This is a genomic window from Patescibacteria group bacterium, from assembly GCA_004297215.1.
Lineage (GTDB): Bacteria > Patescibacteriota > Patescibacteriia > UBA9934 > GWF2-40-263 > 2-01-FULL-63-20.
Genome location: SCUM01000001.1, coordinates 135,080 through 154,590 on the forward strand (window position 1 = coordinate 135,080; position 19,511 = coordinate 154,590).

The 19,511-nt window shown below is 60.6% G+C and carries 20 protein-coding genes and 1 tRNA gene; 15 read left to right on the forward strand and 6 right to left on the reverse strand.

The features are described from left to right. Positions 1-5: 5 nt before the first annotated feature. On the reverse strand, positions 6-455 hold the full coding sequence (locus EPO34_00655) for a hypothetical protein (GenBank protein ID TAK03659.1): 450 nt from the start codon (positions 453-455) through the stop codon (positions 6-8). Positions 456-541: 86 nt separating this feature from the next. Here EPO34_00655 and EPO34_00660 point away from each other — a divergent pair, with 86 nt between their 5' ends. The 6 genes from EPO34_00660 (at position 542) to EPO34_00685 (ending at position 6,331) form a co-directional block, all read left to right on the forward strand. After that, complete coding sequence (locus EPO34_00660) at positions 542-916, forward strand: hypothetical protein (GenBank protein TAK03660.1); 375 nt, start codon at positions 542-544, stop codon at positions 914-916. Between the two features lie 33 nt (positions 917-949). After that, positions 950-2,785 (forward strand): DNA primase, encoded by a 1,836-nt coding sequence (locus EPO34_00665; protein ID TAK03661.1) that lies wholly within the window; start codon positions 950-952, stop codon positions 2,783-2,785. Positions 2,786-2,883: 98 nt separating this feature from the next. After that, a complete protein-coding gene (locus EPO34_00670) occupies positions 2,884-4,107 on the forward strand; it encodes a sigma-70 family RNA polymerase sigma factor (GenBank protein TAK04304.1) in 1,224 nt (407 codons plus the stop codon). A gap of 72 nt (positions 4,108-4,179) precedes the next feature. Next, the gene (locus EPO34_00675) at positions 4,180-4,815 is read left to right on the forward strand and encodes a sigma-70 family RNA polymerase sigma factor (protein ID TAK03662.1); all 636 of its coding nucleotides are present in this window, start codon (positions 4,180-4,182) and stop codon (positions 4,813-4,815) included. Then, on the forward strand, positions 4,760-5,119 hold the full coding sequence (locus EPO34_00680; GenBank protein ID TAK03663.1) for a hypothetical protein: 360 nt from the start codon (positions 4,760-4,762) through the stop codon (positions 5,117-5,119). The genes EPO34_00675 and EPO34_00680 overlap by 56 nt, the downstream gene beginning before the upstream one ends. Before the next feature lie 246 nt (positions 5,120-5,365). Beyond that, positions 5,366-6,331, forward strand: a complete 966-nt coding sequence (locus EPO34_00685; protein TAK03664.1) for a sigma-70 family RNA polymerase sigma factor — start codon at positions 5,366-5,368, stop codon at positions 6,329-6,331. Between the two features lie 35 nt (positions 6,332-6,366). On the opposite strand, the gene EPO34_00690 is transcribed toward EPO34_00685, so the two are convergent. From EPO34_00690 to EPO34_00705, 4 genes are read right to left on the reverse strand one after another with little or no spacing between them, the layout of a single operon-like run. After that, positions 6,367-7,125, reverse strand: a complete 759-nt coding sequence (locus EPO34_00690) for a hypothetical protein (protein ID TAK03665.1) — start codon at positions 7,123-7,125, stop codon at positions 6,367-6,369. Positions 7,126-7,181: 56 nt separating this feature from the next. Next, complete coding sequence (locus tag EPO34_00695) at positions 7,182-8,096, reverse strand: A/G-specific adenine glycosylase (protein TAK03666.1); 915 nt, start codon at positions 8,094-8,096, stop codon at positions 7,182-7,184. A 4-nt stretch (positions 8,097-8,100) separates the two neighbouring features. After that, a complete protein-coding gene (locus tag EPO34_00700) occupies positions 8,101-9,162 on the reverse strand; it encodes a DUF2914 domain-containing protein (GenBank protein TAK03667.1) in 1,062 nt (353 codons plus the stop codon). 7 nt (positions 9,163-9,169) lie between these two features. After that, positions 9,170-9,655 (reverse strand): leucine-rich repeat domain-containing protein, encoded by a 486-nt coding sequence (locus EPO34_00705; GenBank protein ID TAK03668.1) that lies wholly within the window; start codon positions 9,653-9,655, stop codon positions 9,170-9,172. A gap of 141 nt (positions 9,656-9,796) precedes the next feature. Here EPO34_00705 and EPO34_00710 point away from each other — a divergent pair, with 141 nt between their 5' ends. The 7 genes from EPO34_00710 (at position 9,797) to EPO34_00740 (ending at position 16,991) form a co-directional block, all read left to right on the forward strand. Next, entirely contained in the window at positions 9,797-10,051 is a 255-nt protein-coding gene (locus tag EPO34_00710; GenBank protein TAK03669.1) for a GIY-YIG nuclease family protein, read from the forward strand. Between the two features lie 71 nt (positions 10,052-10,122). Beyond that, positions 10,123-10,197: transfer RNA gene (locus tag EPO34_00715), tRNA-Asn, on the forward strand. A gap of 139 nt (positions 10,198-10,336) precedes the next feature. Then, positions 10,337-10,921 (forward strand): molecular chaperone Tir, encoded by a 585-nt coding sequence (locus tag EPO34_00720; protein ID TAK03670.1) that lies wholly within the window; start codon positions 10,337-10,339, stop codon positions 10,919-10,921. Positions 10,922-10,926: 5 nt separating this feature from the next. Continuing rightward, the gene (locus tag EPO34_00725) at positions 10,927-11,415 is read left to right on the forward strand and encodes a DUF4231 domain-containing protein (protein TAK03671.1); all 489 of its coding nucleotides are present in this window, start codon (positions 10,927-10,929) and stop codon (positions 11,413-11,415) included. Between the two features lie 293 nt (positions 11,416-11,708). Then, positions 11,709-13,370, forward strand: a complete 1,662-nt coding sequence (locus EPO34_00730; protein TAK03672.1) for a site-specific DNA-methyltransferase — start codon at positions 11,709-11,711, stop codon at positions 13,368-13,370. Position 13,371: 1 nt separating this feature from the next. After that, positions 13,372-15,654 carry a hypothetical protein gene (locus tag EPO34_00735; GenBank protein ID TAK03673.1) on the forward strand — a complete coding sequence of 761 codons (2,283 nt, stop codon included), beginning with the start codon at positions 13,372-13,374 and terminating at the stop codon, positions 15,652-15,654. A gap of 398 nt (positions 15,655-16,052) precedes the next feature. Beyond that, complete coding sequence (locus tag EPO34_00740; protein ID TAK03674.1) at positions 16,053-16,991, forward strand: hypothetical protein; 939 nt, start codon at positions 16,053-16,055, stop codon at positions 16,989-16,991. 130 nt (positions 16,992-17,121) lie between these two features. Here the strand turns inward: EPO34_00740 and EPO34_00745 are convergent, their stop codons facing one another. Further along, the gene (locus EPO34_00745; protein TAK03675.1) at positions 17,122-17,739 is read right to left on the reverse strand and encodes a rhodanese-like domain-containing protein; all 618 of its coding nucleotides are present in this window, start codon (positions 17,737-17,739) and stop codon (positions 17,122-17,124) included. Positions 17,740-17,871: 132 nt separating this feature from the next. Here EPO34_00745 and EPO34_00750 point away from each other — a divergent pair, with 132 nt between their 5' ends. Next, on the forward strand, positions 17,872-18,141 hold the full coding sequence (locus tag EPO34_00750; GenBank protein TAK03676.1) for a hypothetical protein: 270 nt from the start codon (positions 17,872-17,874) through the stop codon (positions 18,139-18,141). 86 nt (positions 18,142-18,227) lie between these two features. Then, entirely contained in the window at positions 18,228-19,457 is a 1,230-nt protein-coding gene (locus EPO34_00755) for a nitrite reductase, copper-containing (GenBank protein ID TAK03677.1), read from the forward strand. Positions 19,458-19,511 lie beyond the last annotated feature (54 nt).

Genomic DNA, 19,511 nt, shown 5'->3' on the forward strand with positions numbered 1-19,511 from the left:
CTCCTTCATGACAGGGTGATGTCGGCGTCATCGGGCATCGGCCGCCCAAGAAACGCCCAGTTGACGACGAGCGGCAGCTTGGCCGTGAGGATCCGCTGCCACTCCTCCGGCGTCTTGACGTCGAAGTAGAGCGTTTCCCAGCCGAGGGGTTTGCCGTCGAGCCCGATGATGCCGCCGGCGGCCACGCGCTCACGCCAGATCGCCCGGAGCTCGTCCTTGCACGCGCGGATCTCCTTGTACCGCTCGCGCGGCGTTTCGGGACGCTCCTCTAGGAGCACCCACAGGTGAAAGAGCGTCTCGTGGGGATTCACGTCGCCGATCACGAGGACCGGCTCCCGATTCTCCTCTTTGAACAAGAGCCAGTTGGCGTTGCCTGCCGGGGCCTTGAAGACCTCGGCGTCCTCGATCTGGAGCAGGTCCGGAAGGTCCTGCGTCCGTATGGCGATGACCCGCATCGGTTCCCTTTCTTCCTGCGCCTTGCAGGACGGGGCATCATGGCAGGAATCGCGGTTTCGGTCAACCTTTGGTATCCTGCCCGCGTATGGACCGATTCTTCCCAGGGCCGCTTTCCGACCGCGCGCGCAACACCATGCGGCGCTCCGGCTATGCCGAGCAGAGGGCCGACGGCAATGAGATCGCGTTTACGCGGCGCCTCCAAGGGACGCCGTTCCCGCGTCTGCACGCGTACGTGGAGGAGCAGGGCGGCGGGGCGCGCGTGAGCCTTCACATCGACCAGAAGCAGCCGAGCTACGAAGGGAGCCGCGCGCACGGCGGCGAATACTCGGGCCCGCTCGTCGAGCGCGAGATGGAACGCATCGCCTCGTTTTTCCGACCGGTTCCGACGCGTCCCGTCGCGTCTCATCCCGTAGACGACGAACCGAAGGGCGGCTTCTTTTCGCGCCTGTTCGGCGGCTAGCCCCTGGTGCGCGGAAGGTGCTAGGGTGTCGACATGGACCCCAAAGAGGAGATCAAACAGAAGACCGACATCGCGGAGCTGATCGGCGGCTATTTGACGCTCAAGCCGTCGGGCATGGCGAGCTTCAAGGGGCTCTGCCCGTTCCATGCCGAGAAGTCGCCTTCGTTCCACGTTTCGACGGACAAGCAGATTTTCCATTGCTTCGGCTGCTCGGAAGGGGGCGACTGCTTCTCGTTCGTGATGAAGATGGAGGGGATGGAGTTCCCGGAGGCGCTCAAGTTCCTGGGCGACAAGGTCGGAGTGGAGGTGAAGCGCTACGACTCGACGGAAGGGAACGAGCGCGCGCGGCTCGTGGCCGTGAACGAGCTTGCGGCGAAGTTCTATCGGAAGGTGCTCATGGATTCTCCGGCCGCGGAACAGGCCCGGGCCTACGTGGCTGGGCGCGGAATCGGCGCGGAACTCGCCGAGAAGTTCGGGCTCGGCTACGCGCCGGACGCCTGGGACACGCTGTCGTCGTTCCTGCAAAAGAAAGGATATCGGGACGGGGACGGGGAAAAGGCCGGACTGACGCAACGGCGGAAGTCGGGCGTCGGCCACATCGACCGGTTCCGCCATCGCCTGATGATCCCGCTGTGCGACCAGCACGGCGCCGTCGTCGGCTTCACCGGCCGCATCATCCCTACCCCCTACCTGCCCACCGAAGCTTCAGCGAAGGTGGGCCCCCTCCCCCCTCCCCCCTCCGACGGCCCAAAATACATGAACTCGCCGGAGACGGCGGTGTATCACAAGGGGAGCCTCCTGTACGGCCTCCATCTTGCCAAGCAGGCCATCAAGCGCGCCGGGAGCGTGGTGATCGTGGAAGGGAATCTCGACGTGATCGCCTCGCACAAGGCCGGCGTCGAGAACGTCGTCGGCAGTTCGGGGACCGCGCTCACCGAGGAACAGCTCGCGCTCCTCAAGCGGTTCACGGGGACGATCGCGTTCTCGTTCGACCGCGACGCGGCCGGGTTCAAGGCGGCGCAGAAGGGGATCGCGCTCGCGCGCGCGATGGGGTTTGACGTGCGCGCGACGGTGCTTCCGCAAGAGGCCGGCAAGGACCCGGACGAGGCGGTGCAGAAGGATCCGGCGCTCTGGCGTGAAGCGGCGGGCCGGTCGGTGCCGATCATGCAGTTCATGATCGAGCGAGCGGTGCTCGGGCGGGACTTGAGCGACGTGGATGACAAGCGCGCCGTGTCCGCGCTCATCCTGCCGGAGCTGCGGCTCGTCACCGACGTGGTGGAGCGGGAACATTGGCTGCAGACCGTGGCGGACCTGCTTCGGACCGACATCGGGGCGCTGCGATCGGCCATCGGACCCGCGACGCGGACCGCCCCTGCCCCCGCCCGCGACCTCCCGCCGACCTCTTCGCGCAGCTCCAAGCAAGACGCGTCGGCTCGCGCCCTGGTCGGCCTGGCCATCCAAAGCCCGTCCTGGTTCGACCGCGTCGCGAAAACGCTCGGCAGCCTGCCGCTGCCGGAGCCTTGGGCCACGCTTTACAGCCTTGTCAAGGACCAGTATCATCTCCCCCAGACAGACCTCCCGGGCCAAACGGGTCCTTACGGCCGATTACGTTCAGCCATCGAAGCGCATGCGAGCCAGGCGGACTTGGTCCCCCTGCTCGACACCGCCGCGCTCGACGCCGAACGGCTCCTCGCGGGCGTGGCCGAGAAGGATCTCCCGGGACAGGTCACCGAATTGGTCCACATCCTCGTCGCAGCCGATGCCAAGCGCCGGCGCGAAGCGATCGAGGCGGACATCCGTCGCGCCGAGCGCGACGGCGACCGCGAGGCGGTCGAGCGTCTAATCAAGGAACTCACATCGCTGCGCTGATCCCGACGCCACGCCGGGGCAGGGCGGCACCTTCCTTTTCTATGTCCGTCAAGAAGGCGTACGCCCGCCGAAGCCTCGGCGAAGGCGGGAAGAAGCCCATGCATAAGAAGACCCTTTCAAAAAGGCAGGTCCACGGGAAACCAGCCCATAAGAAGCGCGGCAAGAAGCCCGCGCCCCACCAAAGGCCGCGCTACGTCCGCGCGGAGCCGCCTGGTGCCGACGTCCTCGACCGCCTCGTCAAGAAGGGGATGAGCCGCGGGTTCATCACGGAGAACGAGGTGCTTTTCACCTTCCCCGACGTGGAGGATTACCTTCCCGCCTACGAGGAGTTCATCGAGGCGATCGACCGCATCGGCATCCATTTCATCGAGATGAAGGAGGGGATCCTCGGGCGCGAGAAGGACCGCGACGACGTGTACGACAAGATCCGCGTGAGCCATGACAAGGAGGTCAAGAAGGAGAAGAAGAGCTCGGCGTCCGACACGGGCATCCCGGAGCTCACCCAGGACTCCATCCAGATGTACCTGCGCGAGATCGGCAAGATCCCGCTCTTGAACGGCGAGCAGGAAGTGGCGCTCGCCAAGCGCAAGGAACGCAACGACAAGGAGGCCGAACGCCGCCTCATCGAGGCGAACCTCCGATTGGTGGTGTCCATCGCCAAGAAGTTCGTGGGAAAGCAGATGTCGCTCCTTGACCTCATCCAGGAGGGGAACATCGGCCTGTTCCGCGCCGTGAAGAAGTTCGAGTATCGCAAGGGGTACAAGTTCTCCACCTACGCCACTTGGTGGATCCGCCAGGCCATCACCCGCGCGCTCGCCGACCAAAGCCGCACCATCCGCATCCCTGTGCACATGGTGGAGACCATCAACCGGTTCATGCAGGTGGAGCGCCAGCTCATCCAGGACCTCGGCCGCGAGCCGCTCCCCGAGGAGATCGCCGCGGAAATGAGCGAGCCGCTCGAGAAGGTTCTGCACATCCGCCGCATCAGCCAGGACACGGTGAGCCTTGAGACGAGCGTGGGCGAAGACGACGAGGACAGCAAGCTCGAGGACTTCATCGAGGACACCAAGACCATCAGCCCTGACAAGGCCGCCGCCCGCGAGCTCCTGCGCGACTACGTGAACGAGGCGATGAAGGACCTGTCCCCGCGCGAACAGAAGATCCTCGAGATGCGCTTCGGGCTTACGGACGGCGTGAGCCACACGCTCGAGGAGGTGGGCAAGGAATTCGACGTCACCCGCGAGCGCATCCGCCAGATCGAGGCCAAGGCGCTCGAAAAGATCCAGCAGCACCAGCTGATCGCGAAGTTGCGAGATTACTAAGAAAAAACGGGGTGCAACCTTGCGCCCCGTTTTGGTATATACTCTTGAAAGGTCGATTGATTTCCACACCCTATGAACGAAGAGGAGGTGATCGTCCAGGCAAAGACGGACCCCGAAGCGTTCGGCCGGTTGTACGACGCGTACTACCAGCCGATCTTCGGCTTTCTCTACAAGCGCACGGGCAACGCCGAAGCGGCCAAGGACCTCGCGAGCGAGACGTTTTTCCAGGCGCTCAAGAACATCCGGCGCTACGAGCTGCGTGGGAAGCCGTTCAAGAGCTGGCTGTTCGCCATCGCGGCGGCGCAGGCCGGCACCTACTTCCGCGGCAAGGCGCGGGCGTTCCCGGTCACGAGCGAGGAATGCCCCGAGGTGGCGGCAAGCGATCTGTATCGGCCCGACGTGAGCGCGGTGGTCGACGAGGATGTCGTGGATCTCAAGCGTCAGGCCGGGGTCGTACGGCGTCTGCTCACCAAGCTCAACCAAAAGCAGCAGACCATCCTCAACCTGCGCTTCTTCAGCGGCCAGACCGTTCCCGAGATTTCCGCCACGCTCGGCATGAAGGAGGGCACCATCAAGTCCCACATCCATCGCGCGCTCAATAAGCTGCGCGGACTCGTCGTCGCCGAGGAAAAGCGCACGCAACCCGACACCTATGTCCGCCAAGGAAACGCTCACGCTCGAGCGACTGCTCACCCGCATCGGGTCTGAACCGGTCCCGGCCGACCCCAGGCATTTCTATGCCTTGCGCCGGGCCCTGTTGAACTCGCCCTACTTCGAGCGCCATCGCACGGCCGAGACGGTCGCCCTGTGGGTCGAGACGGCCCGCATCGTGTTCGCCGGCGGGATGGTGACCGTGGCGTTCGTGCTGGTCGTGCGACAAGCCGTGATCCGGCAGCCGGTCGTCGTCATGGGTCCCGAAGCGCCGGTACAGGTCGCAGAAGCCGTGCAGTGGCAGATTCCGGACAGCGTGTCCTCGATCACGAGTCGCATCACCCTTTCGGCCGCGCGTTGAGCCTGGAAACACAAAACCCGAGGGATCCTCGGGTGTTTTGATACTCCGCGGCGTACGGAATTGGCTATCTGACAGTGGAACTTGCGTTCCTAGGCTCTCATGCCGCGACCACGGTCGCGGCGGTTCCGAGCCAGCCAATTCTTTTGGCCAATACGTATCGCAGCGGAGTGCTTCAAGCGTACCAGACCGTTGACCGGACGCAAGGGGGAGGCTAGGGTATAGCCTCGATCCTTTCAGGGGGTGTCCATGGTGAATAGGAAGCGGCCGTCGCATGACGACGGCACCGGCGCGCTTTACCGGGAGATCTTGCGCCTGCCGCTGCTCACGCGGCAGCAGGAGCAGGCGCTCGGCGCGGCCGTGACCCTGCGGCGAAAGGCGCTCGCGTACGCGGCCGCGCTCGCGGACCCGAATTCCGTGCAGGAGCCGGAGGCGCGCGCGCGGCTCGTCGAGGAGGCACGGGGCGTTCCGGTCGAGCGGTGGATGCGCGAGGGCGACCGGGCCGTGCGCGTGCTGACGGAACGCAACGTCCGTCTGGTCTTCTCCATGGCGCGCCGAGCCCTGCGGTTGCCGGGCGTGGAGGTGGTGGACCTGGTGCAGGAGGGGATGCTCGGCCTCATCCGCGCGGCCGAGCGTTTCGACCCCGACATGGGGACGAGGTTCTCCACCTATGCCGTATGGTGGATCCGCCAGGCGATGCAGCGCGGCTGCGGGTCCGTGGATGGCGCCGCCACGCTGCCGCCGAACGTGCAGCAGCGGTACGTGACCTACGCGCAGGCGCACGCGTACCTCACGCGCCGGCTCAAGAGGCGCGTGTCCGTGGAGGAGACGTGCGCCTGGCTGGGCTGGAACGCCAAGGTCGGGCATGACCTGCTCGTCCACGTGCGCAGGGCGGTCCCGCTCGAGGCCCAGGACGTCCTCGAGGACGGCGCCTCGCGCGAGATCGTGGGCGACGACGCCCCCGGTCCGGAGGACCTTGCCGGGTTCCTCCAGGCCCGCATGCGCTTGCGCTGCATGCTCGCGCAGCTCAAGCCAAGGGAACGCGACATCCTCGAGCGCCGCTTCGCGCTCGACGGCGGGGAACCCGAATCCCTTCAGTCCATCGCCGACGACTGGGGGCTTTCCCGAGAGCGCATCCGCCAGATCGAGGAAAAGCTCGTGCGGCGGCTGCGCGACGTGCAGGAGACCGCCGAGATCCGCTTCACGCGGCCGTGAACACGGCCGTCTTTTTTATGAAAAAACGACGGGGTTTACGCCGTCGTCGAGGAGAGCCGCGCATTGAGCGCGCCGCGGGTGTAGTCGAGCATGTTGAGGAACGGGCTCGCGCTGTCGTAGAGCCGGCGCTGCTGCTTCACGACCTGGTCGATCGCGGCCCTCAGCTCATGGCGGGCGAGATGCGATTCGCGCAGCACCTTGCACAGCACTTCGGCGCCGGCCTCGGTTGCCGTCACCTGGTGCGGGCGGAACTGCCGCATCTCCTCGTAGATGGCCGCGCGCCGCTGCGACGGGGTCATTCCAGGCATCCCTTGTAGCTGTCCCACCGCGTTTCGCATGAAGCGTTCCGACTCCTGTTCGATCGCCGGGTTGCTTGCCCCGCCGCCCTTGGCGTGGAGCATGGCGACCGACGCGCACAGCCTGTCCAGGCGCTCGAGCACGGCCAGGAAGAGCTGTTTCTTGGGCGCCGTGGACGGCCGGACCACCTCCTCGAATCGCACCGTGTCGAGCCACTTCTTGCGCGCGATGCGCTTGAGGACGTCGCGCACCTGCTCCTCCTCGTCGATGGCGAGGTCCGACGCGCGCACCACCTGCAGGAGCATCACGGCGATCGCCTCGTAGCGCCGCGCCGCGTACGCCTTGGTGGACGCCTGCGACGCCTCGGCGTTGTCCTGGACCCTCCGGCAGGTCTCAAGCGTCCCGAGGATGACGCTCAACAGGCGCGCGCGGCGCCGCGGATCCGTCACCTCGTTCACGATCGCGGAAGCGCCGACGGGCTTTTCCGTCTGTCCCATGGTTCACCTCCGGGTGGAAAGGACTTCGCACATCTGGCCCGAAACGGCGCGTCTTGTCAACGCGGCAACGACACGGTCTTCGTCGTACGCGCGAGCAGGCGGTCCGCGACCAGGCGCTCCACCATGGCCGCGAGCCAGGCGCGGTCGAGCGCGTCGTCGTATCCGGGATCGATCGTTTCACCCAGGCGCGCGAGTAAGAATCCGCCACTGCGCCCCGCGAGCTTCAGGATGCGGCCGCGGTAGATGCGGTCCGGATGCGGCTTGTTTCGGTGCCGCGACTCGGCGGCCTTGGCAACGGATCGCTTCGGGATGCGGACTTTTCCCGAGAGGAATTTCGCCGCGGCAGGACAAACGGTACGCATGGGACAGCTTGTGCAGTCGGGCGTCTTCTTGCACACCATGGTCGCGAGGTCGAACAGCGCCTGCGGCACGTCGTAGAACCGCCCGCGCCTTGGCAGGAACGCGTCCGCGGCCTTGCGGATGCGCTCGTCCTGCTTCGGGGACGGGAAGGGGATGCCAAGCAGAAACCGTCCGAGCACGCGGCGGACGTTCGTGTCCACGGGCATGACGCGTTCATGCAGGGAGAACGACGCAAGCGCCGCGGCCGTGTACGGGCCGATCCCCTTGAGGGTGCGCCATTCGGATTCCGTAGTTGGTAGGTGGTAGTTGGTAGGTGGTAGTCGGGGATTGACCGCGATTTGGAGCGCGATGTCGCGCAGCATCAGGGCGCGGCGGTTGTAGCCAAGGCCGGACCAGGCGCGGATCACAGAGGCGTTGTCCGCCTTGGCGAGCGCCTTCCAATTCGGAAACCGTTCCAGCCATTGCGGGTAAAAGACGAGCGCGCGCGACACCTGCGTCTGCTGGAGCATCACTTCCGACACGAGGATGCGGTACGGGTCGCGCGTCTTGCGCCAGGGGAGGGTCCGGCCGTTCCTGTCGAACCAGGCAAGGAGCTTGGCGGCCGCTTTCATACGGTCAGCGCGCCGCGTACGTGAATGAGAGGCGCCCGAGCACCTGGCCGCGCTCGGTCTCCACGGTCACGCGCCAGCGCCCGGCAGCGACGAGCGCATAGGAATAGCCGCGATACCCCGCGTCGCGCCCGCCAGTGATCGGAAAGGAATGGCGCGCGTGCAGCACCCAATCGCCCTTGGCCTCGTCAAAGCGCTCCCAGCGATGGGCAATGACCGCCGAAAGCCCCGGGGGCGCGAAGATGGCGGTGTAGGCGTAGAGGCGTCCGTCTTCGTCGGGCCCCAGCGCCTGCCCCGGCGTGACGGACGCCAGGAAGGATTCCTCTTCGCCAAGCAGGGCATACCCGTCGCCCGAGCGCGCAAGGTCGTGGTAGATGCCAGCGTCGCGGATCGAGAGCGGGATGGGCGGGATCATGTTGAGGAAATACAGCCCGTCCATGGCCGCGACGATGAACAGCGCGGCGCCGGTGAGCTGCAGGTCGAAACGGCGGACGGCGGGCGAGAACCGGGCGATGAGCGAGATGAGCGAAAGCACCGCCACCGTGCTCGCCGCGCCCGCGAGGAGGAACGCCCAGGACTCGAGCGTGTTGAACACGAACGGGAACAGGAGCGAGAAGTATGAGAGCAGCACGAACGCGAACACCACGATTTGCATGCGCGGGCGCAAGAACACGTGGCGTAGCGCCTCGTTCGACGTCATGAGGGCCACGAAGAACGCCATCAACGGCCAGCTGGCCGAAAGCGATCCGCTGTACCAGTAAAACAGGAACGACGAGCTCAAGAGCGCGCCGAACGCGAAGGAAATGGCGAGCGGGCAAGCAAGCCGCGCCGCGCTCCACACGCGCCCCTTGGGCGGTGCCGGCCGCGCGTCGTAGGCGTTCGCGTACGCGATGGCCGCGGCTGCCGCGAGCGCATACGCGCCCAGCACCGAGAGCGTGGTCGTCACCTGCAGCGTGCGAAACGTCACCACGTCCACGAAGAACCCCGCCACCAGCAGGCCTGGGACCAGAGCGCGTTCGTAACGCTCGAACCAGGAGCGCAGCGTCAAAACAGGAGAAAAGAGGATCATGCGCGGATCATTCGAGGATCTCGGTGTCCTTGAGGCGCGCGCGGATGGCCTCGAGGTCCGGTCGTGACACGTCGTTGCCGCGCAGGTCGAGCAGGCGCAAGTTCGGCAGGTTCCCGAGTTCCATCGGAAGGCCCGTAAGTTCGTTGTCCGACAGGACAAGCGTTTCAAGCAAAGAAAGCTGGCCGATCTCGGCCGGCACGCCCGTCATCGCGTTGCCGCCCGCGTCGAGGACGCGAAGGTTCCGCAGGTGCCGGATCTCTCCCGGCAGCGCGCCGGTGAGTCGGTTGTCGGACAGGTCCAGTTCAACCAGTCTGATGCGGTCGAACACGGACGCGGGGACGCGTTCGAGGCCCTGTCCGCTCAAGTCGAGACGCGTGGCCGATGCCGGTGCGTAGATGCCTTGCGTGTTCGCGGGGCCCGGGACGGGAACGGAGCACCCGGCGCCAAGCAGCACGATCGCCAAGGCCGGAACGAATGCGTGTGTCTTTTTCATACCCTCAAAGGGTAGCACACCCGCCCCATCACCGAATCTTGCGGCAACCCTGACGTTTTGATACACTCGCGCCACCTTATTCCGGGGTAGTCTCCGACCCGACGGGTCGTAGACCCGGAGGGCTCAGCGGCTGCGCGATGTATGTACTTTGTCTACTTGCTGCAAAGTGAGAAAGACCATCAATATTACATCGGTCAGACGCAGGATCTCTCCATTCGCCTGGAACAACACAACGCCGGTACCGTACGCTCTACACGACATCGGACCCCTTTTCGCCTGGTCGGTCATGAGACTCATCCGACACGAGCAGAGGCCCGTTGGCGTGAGTACACTCTGAAACGGAGTGCACACCAACGGAAAAAGTTCATCGAGAAATTAACGCACATTCCGGGGTAGTCTCCGACCCGACGGATCGTAGACCCGGAGGGCTCAGCGGCATCGCTGTGTCTCGCACGTGCAAATTACATTCCGGGGTAGCTCAGCGGCAGAGCAGTGGACTGTTAATCCATTGGTCGTGGGTTCGAATCCCACCCCCGGAGCCATGAGCGACTGTGTCTGGCGACCCAGACACGGTCGGTCAATAGAGCATCAAGAAATTGGTGTGCTGCTGACCGATAGAGGCGACTTCACCGTAAGTAGGGAGAAGGTCATTTAAAAGGAGGTGCCGGAACTTTCTTGAATATGGCCAGAAAATGTTTCATCTCGTTTAAGACAGAGGACATCGCTTACAAGGAAGCGATACAAAATGACCCCAACATAGACATGATTGATAAGTCTCTGAATGAGGCTATAGATTCAGACGACGAGGATTACATTATGCGCGCGATCCGTGACCAGTACCTGTCGGACTCCACGGTGACGATTCACTTGATTGGGAACAAAAGTTCCGAGGTCCTCGGTTACGAGGAACAGAAATTCATCAAGCGAGAACTCCAGGCTTCTCTGTATAACGGAGAGAATAACGCAAGAAGTGGTATTCTCGGCGTCGTGCTTCCGTCCATGTACGAAAGTATCTTTAAGGGGCCTTTCGAATGTACCACCTGTCGTGAGAGTCATAATTGGGTGATCGTCGGGGACGGGACGACGGTTTCGGAGTTCCATCGCAACTACTACATACAACACGACAAGTGCCATCACGCGGAGGATGATCGCTATTGCGTGCTTGTGAAGTGGGACGACTTTCGTCTCAATCCCAACACGTATATCGAACAGGCGTTTCTGAAGCGAGATCACGCCATCGCGGAAAAGGTGAAGGTGCGCCCCTAATCAATATGTTCAGACTAAAGAAACGAGAAGCTATGGCAGTTCCCGGCAATACCGAACAAGAACCTGATTCCGGGTACGCACGGCTAGAACAGCAAATCAGGTGGTATGACACGAAGTCGCAAAGCGCTCAGCATTATTACAAATGGGCGAAGATCCTGGAATTCAGTTTTGCGGGACTCATTCCTTTTTTAGCGAGCACATCTTCGTGCATCACTGCTGCATTAGGAATTCTGATTATCGTCCTCGAGGGTTTGCAACACGTAAACCAATGGTCGCACAATTGGATCACATATCGCTCCACATGCGAGGCACTCCGACATGAGAAGTACCTGTACATTGGCCGTTCAGTTGTTTATGCGGGAATGAGCGATGAGGAGGCGAAAAAAGTGCTCGTTGAACGAGTTGAATCTTTGATTTCAACCGAGCACGCAAAATGGATTTCCCAGCAAGATCTGACAACAAAAGCCCCCCACAGTGCGAAGAAAGAAGAATAAAGCGTCTGCCCTTGAGTCCTGCTACCTAGACCGCCGGTTCCACCGTTCCATCAGAGATCCTCATGGTTGATTTGATGTGAGACAGAAGATCTCGTTTCTCCTCCCGGGTCCCTTCCTTCAGAATATATTTTGCGCACGCGTACACATTGATGTCCGGCATGATCTCGGCAATCTTTGCGGTCGTGGCGTGGTCGCCAAGGCTGGAGATCATTTTTTTCTACCCTTTTTACCCACAATCAGGCCTCTCTTTTTTACCTTAACTACTGTAAACTTAGGGGGTTCGAAAAACCGCTATGTCTAGACACCAGAAGTACAAAAAATGGGACAAGGAGAAGCTGATCTCGGAGATCTGCCGACTTGAGGACTGCAAGAAATACGGTTTGGTTTGGGAGGATAAGCCTGAGGATGTGGCGGAGCAATGCAGGGAGCAGTTACCGGTTTTAGAGGAGGTGCCAGAAAGAGCGCATCTCAAAGATGGATTGCTTGGGACCAATATTTTGATAGAAGGAGATAATTACCACGCACTTTCCGTTTTAAATTACACGCATAAGGGCGCGATTGATGTCGTTTATATTGATCCGCCCTATAACACAGGAGCTAGGGACTGGAAATATAACAATGACTACGTCGATATTAACGACGTTTTCAGGCACAGCAAGTGGCTCTCGATGATGCAGAGACGGCTCCTTCTCTCGAAAGATTTATTAAAGGATGATGGCGTACTAATCGTGACGATCGATAAGCATGAGCAGCCGAGAATCGTAATTTTACTTGAGGAGCTTTTTCCGGATAAGGAAATAGTCACAGTCGTCATTGAGCACAACCCCAAGGGCTCACCGACACGGCACTTTACGTATACAAATGAGTTTGCAATTTTCGTAGTACCAAAGGCGACGAATGTGATAGGAAAAGATCCGACCGAAAAAGTGGACACGCGCAATCTTCGCAGAGCTGGTCGTGCGTCGACTCGAAAAGAAAGGCCGACGATGTTTTATCCAATTTACGTAAGGAGTGGAAAGGTTATAAGGGTTGGTGATACGCCGGACGCCTCATTTCATCCTAAAAAAAGAAATGTTGTACAAAAAAATGGTGAAATCGCTATTTGGCCCATCGATGACGATGGTCGAGAGAGGCGGTGGCACTTTGGACTGGATTCGATCAATGATTATCTAGACCGCATTGAGGTTCGGCAGTCCAAGGGAGAAATACAATTATTCGTGACGGCTTCGCCCGGGCGATACAAGACTGTATGGCGAGGCGGCGAATTCGACGCTGGTAAATATGGAACCTCCCTGGTCAGGGACCTGATCGGCGTCGAATTTCCTTACCCAAAATCTGTATTTGCGACGGCTAAGTGTCTCGAGACCGTTGTACACGGGCGGCCCGATGCTTTAATTTTGGACTATTTTGCCGGCTCTGGAACCACGGGGCACGCGACGCTTTACCTCAACAAAAAGTTTGGTGGTAACCGGCGATTCATACTCTGCACTAACAACGAAAACGACATAGCAGAGGATATTACCTTTCCGCGACTGATTAAAGTAATTGACGGCCACAAGGACCATAAGGATACAACAGGCATACCGGTCAATCTGCGCTACTTCAAAACGACCTTCGTAAAAAAATCAGACGTTTCAGATGATACCCGCCGTGAGCTTGTGAAACGTTCGATGGAGATGATCTGCGTGAAGGAGGGCACCTTCCAAAAAATTGCAGACAATAAGCAGTTCAAGATTTATCGCGACGTGAATCATGTCACCGGCATCCTCTACAATCTGGATGCAATATCCGAATTCAAGAAGAAGATTTCGGACCTTGGTCTCTCGGCAAGCATCTACGTATTTTCGTTAACGACGGATACGTACGATGCCGATTTCGTAGATTTGGAAGTCAAATACACGCTTTGTCCGATCCCGGAAAGCATCCTCGAGGTCTATCGCAAACTGTTCGCGTGATATGAAACTCAAGGATTATCAGAAAATCGCGGTAGACAAGCTGCTCTCCATAAGCAAGAAGTTGTTGCAGAAAGAGGGTATGCGCATATGCGTCCTGAAGGCGCCGACTGGCTCGGGAAAGACCATCATGGTCGCCGACTTCCTTGATCAGCTCGCCCATGCTCACATCGCCGGCGCATATTCTTTTATATGGATCAGCGGTAACAAACTTCATGAACAGAGCCGGGCAAAGCTTGAAGGATATCTTTCCGAGAGTCGCTATTCGTTCTCGTATCTCGATGAGGCCAGCGCTGGAAGCTTTTCGGAAAACGAGATTGTCTTTGTGAACTGGCATAGCCTCACGAGGCAGGACAATGAGACCGGCGAGTATACGAACGTCTTCATGAAGGAGAATGAGCAGGACCGTGACCTGCCGACCTTCATTCGTAACACCAAGGCGGAGGGGCGCGAGGTCATCCTCATCGTGGACGAGAGCCATTATCATTATTGGAGCAAAAAGTCGCAGGAGCTGGTCCAGTCCGTCATCGGTCCAAAGCTCATCCTTGAAGTCTCAGCGACGCCGACCAACCAGCCGACCCCGGACGAGCTTTCGAGCGGAGACGCTGGGTACGTCGCAGTGAAGTACGATGACGTGGTCGCGGAAGGAATGATCAAGAATGAGATTGTCATCAACAAGGATGTCGGTAAGTTCAGCGACATCCAGCGATCCGCGGACGAGGTCGTCATTGACGCCGCGATAGAGAAGCAGAAGGAGCTCAAGAAACGGTTCGTCAAGATTGATGTCGACATCAATCCGCTCGTGCTCATCCAGTTGCCGAGCGAGAGCCAGACGACGTCCGTGCTCGACAAGACCAAGCTTGAATTCGTCGAGGCGTACCTGAAGAAAAAGCACGGCGTCACTGTCGAGAACGGCAGGCTTGCCGTGTGGCTTTCGAATCGCAAGGACAACGTCGTGAATGTCGAGATGCCGAACGCCAAGGTCGATGTCATGATCTTCAAGCAGGCAATCGCGCTCGGTTGGGATTGCCCGAGGGCGCAGATCCTTGTGATGTTTCGTGAGATTCAGAGCCAGGTGTTCGAGATCCAGACGGTCGGGCGCGTGCTCCGCATGCCCGAAGCGAAGCACTATGAGGATGAGGAGCTCAATCGAGCGTTCGTCTACACGAACCTGCCAGCAATCACCATCGCTGCTGACGACGCGAGTCAGCGTTTCTTTCAGGTGCATCCAGCGCATCGCATCGAAGGGTACGAGGCGGTAAAGCTTCCGTCGGTCTATATCGGGAGGACCGACTTCGGCGACCTTACGCTCTCTTTCCGAAAGCTCTTCATCGAGGAGGCGAACAAGCGTTGTGGCATCGGGAAAGACGACATCATGGACAAGGCCTTCAAGAAGGCCGACAAATTGATGGAGCTGTATCCTGAGGAACTGACCCATCCCGTGATCTCGGACGCGGTCGTCGGCAATCTCGACGAGGCAAGGGAGATTGCCGGTGAGAAGGCAGAGTTCGCCATCCCCGAGGACGAGCTGAAGTATCGCTTCGAACAGTTTGCCAAGATCGCGTCGCTGCCGTATGCGCCGGTGCGCTCGCATACCAAGGTGCAGCAGGCTATCTACGACTGGTTCGACGGTTACCTCGGATACGAGAAAAGGAGCCGAATCGAAATTCAGCGAGCCGTCGTTTGTTCCGAGGCGAATCAGAAGCTATTCGCAGAGATTATCGAGGCCGCAAAGGCTCGCTTCGCCGATATCCGCCGATCTGAACTCGACGGTAAGAAAAGTGAGCAGGCTTACGAATGGGACGTGCAGGCGATTGAATACTTCAACGAGCGTCACGAACGAATCGCTGTATCGAATTACGCCATGGATAAGTGTTATGTGCTCACAGATCGCTCCAAGCCGGAGAAGGATTTTGAGCTCACAGTCGCAGCAGCCAAGGGGGTTTTGTGGTGGTACAAGAACGGTGTGAGCAAGCGGGATTATTTTGCGGTGCCCTATGATGACCCGAAGACGGGTGCTCGTAGGGCCTTCTACCTGGATTATGTTGTCGTCATGAAGGATGGCTCGGTTAGTATCTTCGACACCAAGTCTGGGGTCACGGCGGACAGCGCCGAAACCGGCGCGAAGTCCGATGCGCTTCAGGCCTACATCAAGAGAAATACGACGAAGAGTAAGAGGATTTGTGGCGGAATCGTCGTTAGTCGTCAAGATGGGACTTTTGTTTTCGTAGGATCGAAATATACTTCGGATCCGAGAGATAAGGGTTGGGTGCGGTTAGAACTGTAGCTCAGAACGCTGTCTTTACAGCCTATAATCTCTGTAACCCACGTGCGTCGTTCGGCCCGACGGAATACCCCTGAAAGGTTGCCCAAAATTGAGGTCTGTACCCGTACGTCGAGCCATGAAAAAAGAACAGACTCATCTGTTCTTTTTTCATATCTGGGTGGGATTCGGACGGGGAGGGTTTGGGAACCCTGCCGGCAGGCAGGCGTGAGGTTCCCGCCTCTGCCGGGGGAGGCCCGCGGAGGGGTGGAAACCACTCTGCTCTGCGAACGCTTGTGAGCGCGTGCAAAATTCCACCCCGGAGCCAACGACTTCTCAGCCTTCGCTAGGATTTGTTCTTTGCGTGGAGCTGTCTGTAATGGGATTTGAGCTGGTATACTGTTTTTAATCAACCTTCCGCTATGAACATCGTGAAATTGTTCAATCGCCTCGTCGAGTCCTATCTGTTCGTCGTCGTGATAGCCTTAGTGGCCGGGTTGGCATTTTCGGAGCGCATTTCCATCCTCACGGCGTACACGACGGTATTCCTGCAAATCATTTTTTTCCTTTCAAGCCTGAAGCTGGATCCGAAGGCGATAGTGAAAGAGGCGAAGGACGTCAAACTCATCCTGCTGGTGAACGCCTTCAAGCTCCTCATCCTTCCCGCCGTCGTCTATCTTGTCGCGGCGCGCCTGTATCCATCGATGGCCGTTCCCCTGTTGCTGCTTTCCGCGGTGCCCAGCGGGATGACGACGCCCCTGCTCGTGGAGGTGGTCGGGGGGAAACAGGGGTTGGCGCTCGTCCTCACCGTCACCAGTTCTTTGATCGCGCCGCTCACGATCCCGTTGGTCATCGGGCATTTCGCCGGCACGGCCGTGACGGTAAACGCCTTCGAGATGTTCCAGAAGCTCGTGCAGGTCATCGTCATTCCATTCCTGATCGCGCAGGCGGTGCGCGCGTTCCTCGACCGCCGGCTTTCGGCGACCTATTTCACGTTCAAGCCGATTTCCATCGTCATCCTCGGACTGCTGATTGCCGGCGCGGTGGCAAAGCAGGCCTCCGTCATCCTGTCGCATGTCGACATGACCATGTTGATCCTGTTGTGCGTCCTTTTCCTTTTCGTCGCCCTGATGCTTTCCATCGGGTACGCCATGGCATACTGGCGCGATTGCTCGGATCGGCTGACGGTCGCCGTCAGCACGGCGTTCATGAATTTCTCGCTCGCCATCTTCCTCGCGGACGCGTTCTTTCCGGACCCGAACGTCTTGCTCGCGTCCGTCCTCGTCATCTTTCCCTGGGCGATGATGCTGTTGCCCTTCAAGCACGTCGTTCACAGGTTCATCTGCAAGACGCCGGCGTGAGGACGTTTTCAGGATAGGGAGTAAAGGCGACCTTCGTGCGCACAGATAGCGATTCTAACGTCGTCCACGACGCGGGCAAAATTAACATGACCGTCTACGGGCGACCGTGTCGAGTGAGGCAGGAGTCCGATTAGCACCCCATGTCGCCGTCGATGGGGCAGGCCTTGGAGGCGGGGTTGGCCTTGGGCGTGCCGGGGTCGGGGCCGATGGTGATGTAGTCGGCGGCCTTGGTGAGCTTCCACTCGTGCTCGTGGTTCCAGCCGGTCCAGTCGTGCTTCCATTCGTTCCAGCCGATGCCCAGGTGCTTCACGAAGATCCCGCGCTCGGCGAGCATCTTGCCCACCTTGCGGCCGGTCATGCAGGGGATGGAGTAGCAGTAGACGATGACGTCCTTCTCCTTCGGCAACGCGGCGAAGGCCTCGGTGATGCGATCGACCTCGTCGTAGGCGGAGGTGTCCTTGTCCTTGTACGCGGGGATGCTGACGGCGCCTGTGACGTGGCCGAGCGCGTATTCTTCGGCGCTGCGCAGGTCCACGAGCACGAACGAGTCGTCGCCCTTGTCCATCATCTTGCGCAGGCCATGCGGGCTCACGTGCACGGCGGATTCGGTGCGGTAGAAGTCGGCGATCAGCTCCGCGTCGCTCGCGTGGCGCGCGGGGAGCAGGGAAACGATGCCCCAGGCGGAACCGGCGCCCGCGGCGGCGCCCAGGAGCACGGAGACGACGATGGTGAGGATGGCCTTGTTCATACGGGCTTTCGGCGATTAGGCGGCTCCAGCATACGCCGTGAGCCCAAAAATCGCCACAGGGAGGAGGTCGGGTCGTGGATGTTGAATAGGTGAAGAGGGTGTATACTTAGAAAAATCATTAACCTTTGGCGTATGACCGTCTCTCCAAAGCGTCTCGCGCTTACGTTTGGCCTGTTCGCGGGCCTCGTGCACCTCGTCTGGTCCGTGCTCGTGGCCGTGGGCCTCGCACAGGGGCTCGTGGACTTCCTCTATGCGGCGCACTTCATGTCGCAGATGCCCTCGAAGGTCGACCCGTTCTCGCTTGGGAACGCCGCGCTGCTCGTGATCTTCAGCTCCGCGGTCGGCTACGCGGCCGGATGGGTGGTCGCGACCATCTGGAACAAGACCGCAAACGCGAAGTGACGCGGATCGTCGGGCGCGCGCCGTGAGGGCGCGGATTTTACGTTTCGACTTCCGCACGGTATCGTTAGGCCTGAATCGATGATGGTATGTACGGATACATCGCCCTAAAGCTCCTGTCGGCCGTGGTCGGCGCGATCGCCCTGGTCCTCATCCTGAGGGGGCTGTTGCTCATCCGCAAGCGCTCCGAACCGGGGACGCGCCTGGCCATCGACGCCGGGGTCGCGGGTCTCGCGCTTGCCGCCGTCGCCTACGTGGTCGCGAGCGTCCCGCTCCCGCTGAATTTCGCCATGCCGCCCACCATGCACGCGATGACCATGGACCGGAAGCCGGCCTCGCTGCCGATCCCCGCCATCCTCGACTTCTTGTCCCACCGGGACCGATTCGCGAAGGTGGCCGACGTCGGGAGGGATCCCAACGACGTTCCGGCCCCGGTCGGGGCACGGGCGCCGCAGACGGTGAAGATCGACGTGCGCGCCAAGGAGGTGATCTCCGAGGTCGCGCCCGGGATCTTCTTCAACTACTGGACGTACGGCGGCCAGGTGCCCGGGCCCATGTACCGCGTGCGCGTGGGCGACACGGTCGAGACGACCCTTGCCAACGACCCGACGAGCCTGCACCCGCACAACATCGACCTCCATGCCGTGACCGGTCCCGGCGGCGGCGCGTCGGTCACCAACGTGCAGCCCGGGGAGACCAAGGCGTTCCGGTGGCTCGCCAAGCATCCGGGGCTGTACGAGTACCACTGCGCCATGCCCAACGTGAGCACGCACAATTCCCACGGCCAGTACGGGCTCATCCTCGTGGAACCCGAGGGCGGATTCGCACCGGTCGACAAGGAGTTTTACCTGATGCAGGGGGAGCTCTACACCATGGGCGGGATCGGGAAGAAGGGGCTCATGGCGTTTGACACGCAGGGGCTCATCGACGGGACGCCCAGCTACGTCACCTTCAACGGCAAGGTGGAGCAAACCCCGCGCATGAAAGCGCGCGTAGGCGACCGCATCCGCCTGTTCGTGGGCAACGGCGGGGTAAACCTGGTCTCGTCGTTCCACGTGATCGGGGAGGTGTTCGACACGGTGTATCCCGAAGCGGCGATCGGCGAGGGTTCCGCCGTCTTCAAGAACGTGCAGACCACGGCCGTGCTACCCGGAGGCGCCGCGATCGTGGAGTTCACGGTCGACGTCCCTGGGAAATACCTGATGGTCGACCACGCGCTCGCGCGCATGAACAAGGGCGCCTGGGCCGTGCTCGAGGTGGAGGGCGAGGCGAACCCCGCCGTATTCACCGCCCTGGAACCGGAGACTGCGGCCCAGTAAGGCATTCGTTAGGAACGGAAACAAAAAAGCCCCGCCGATGGCGGGGCTTTTCTC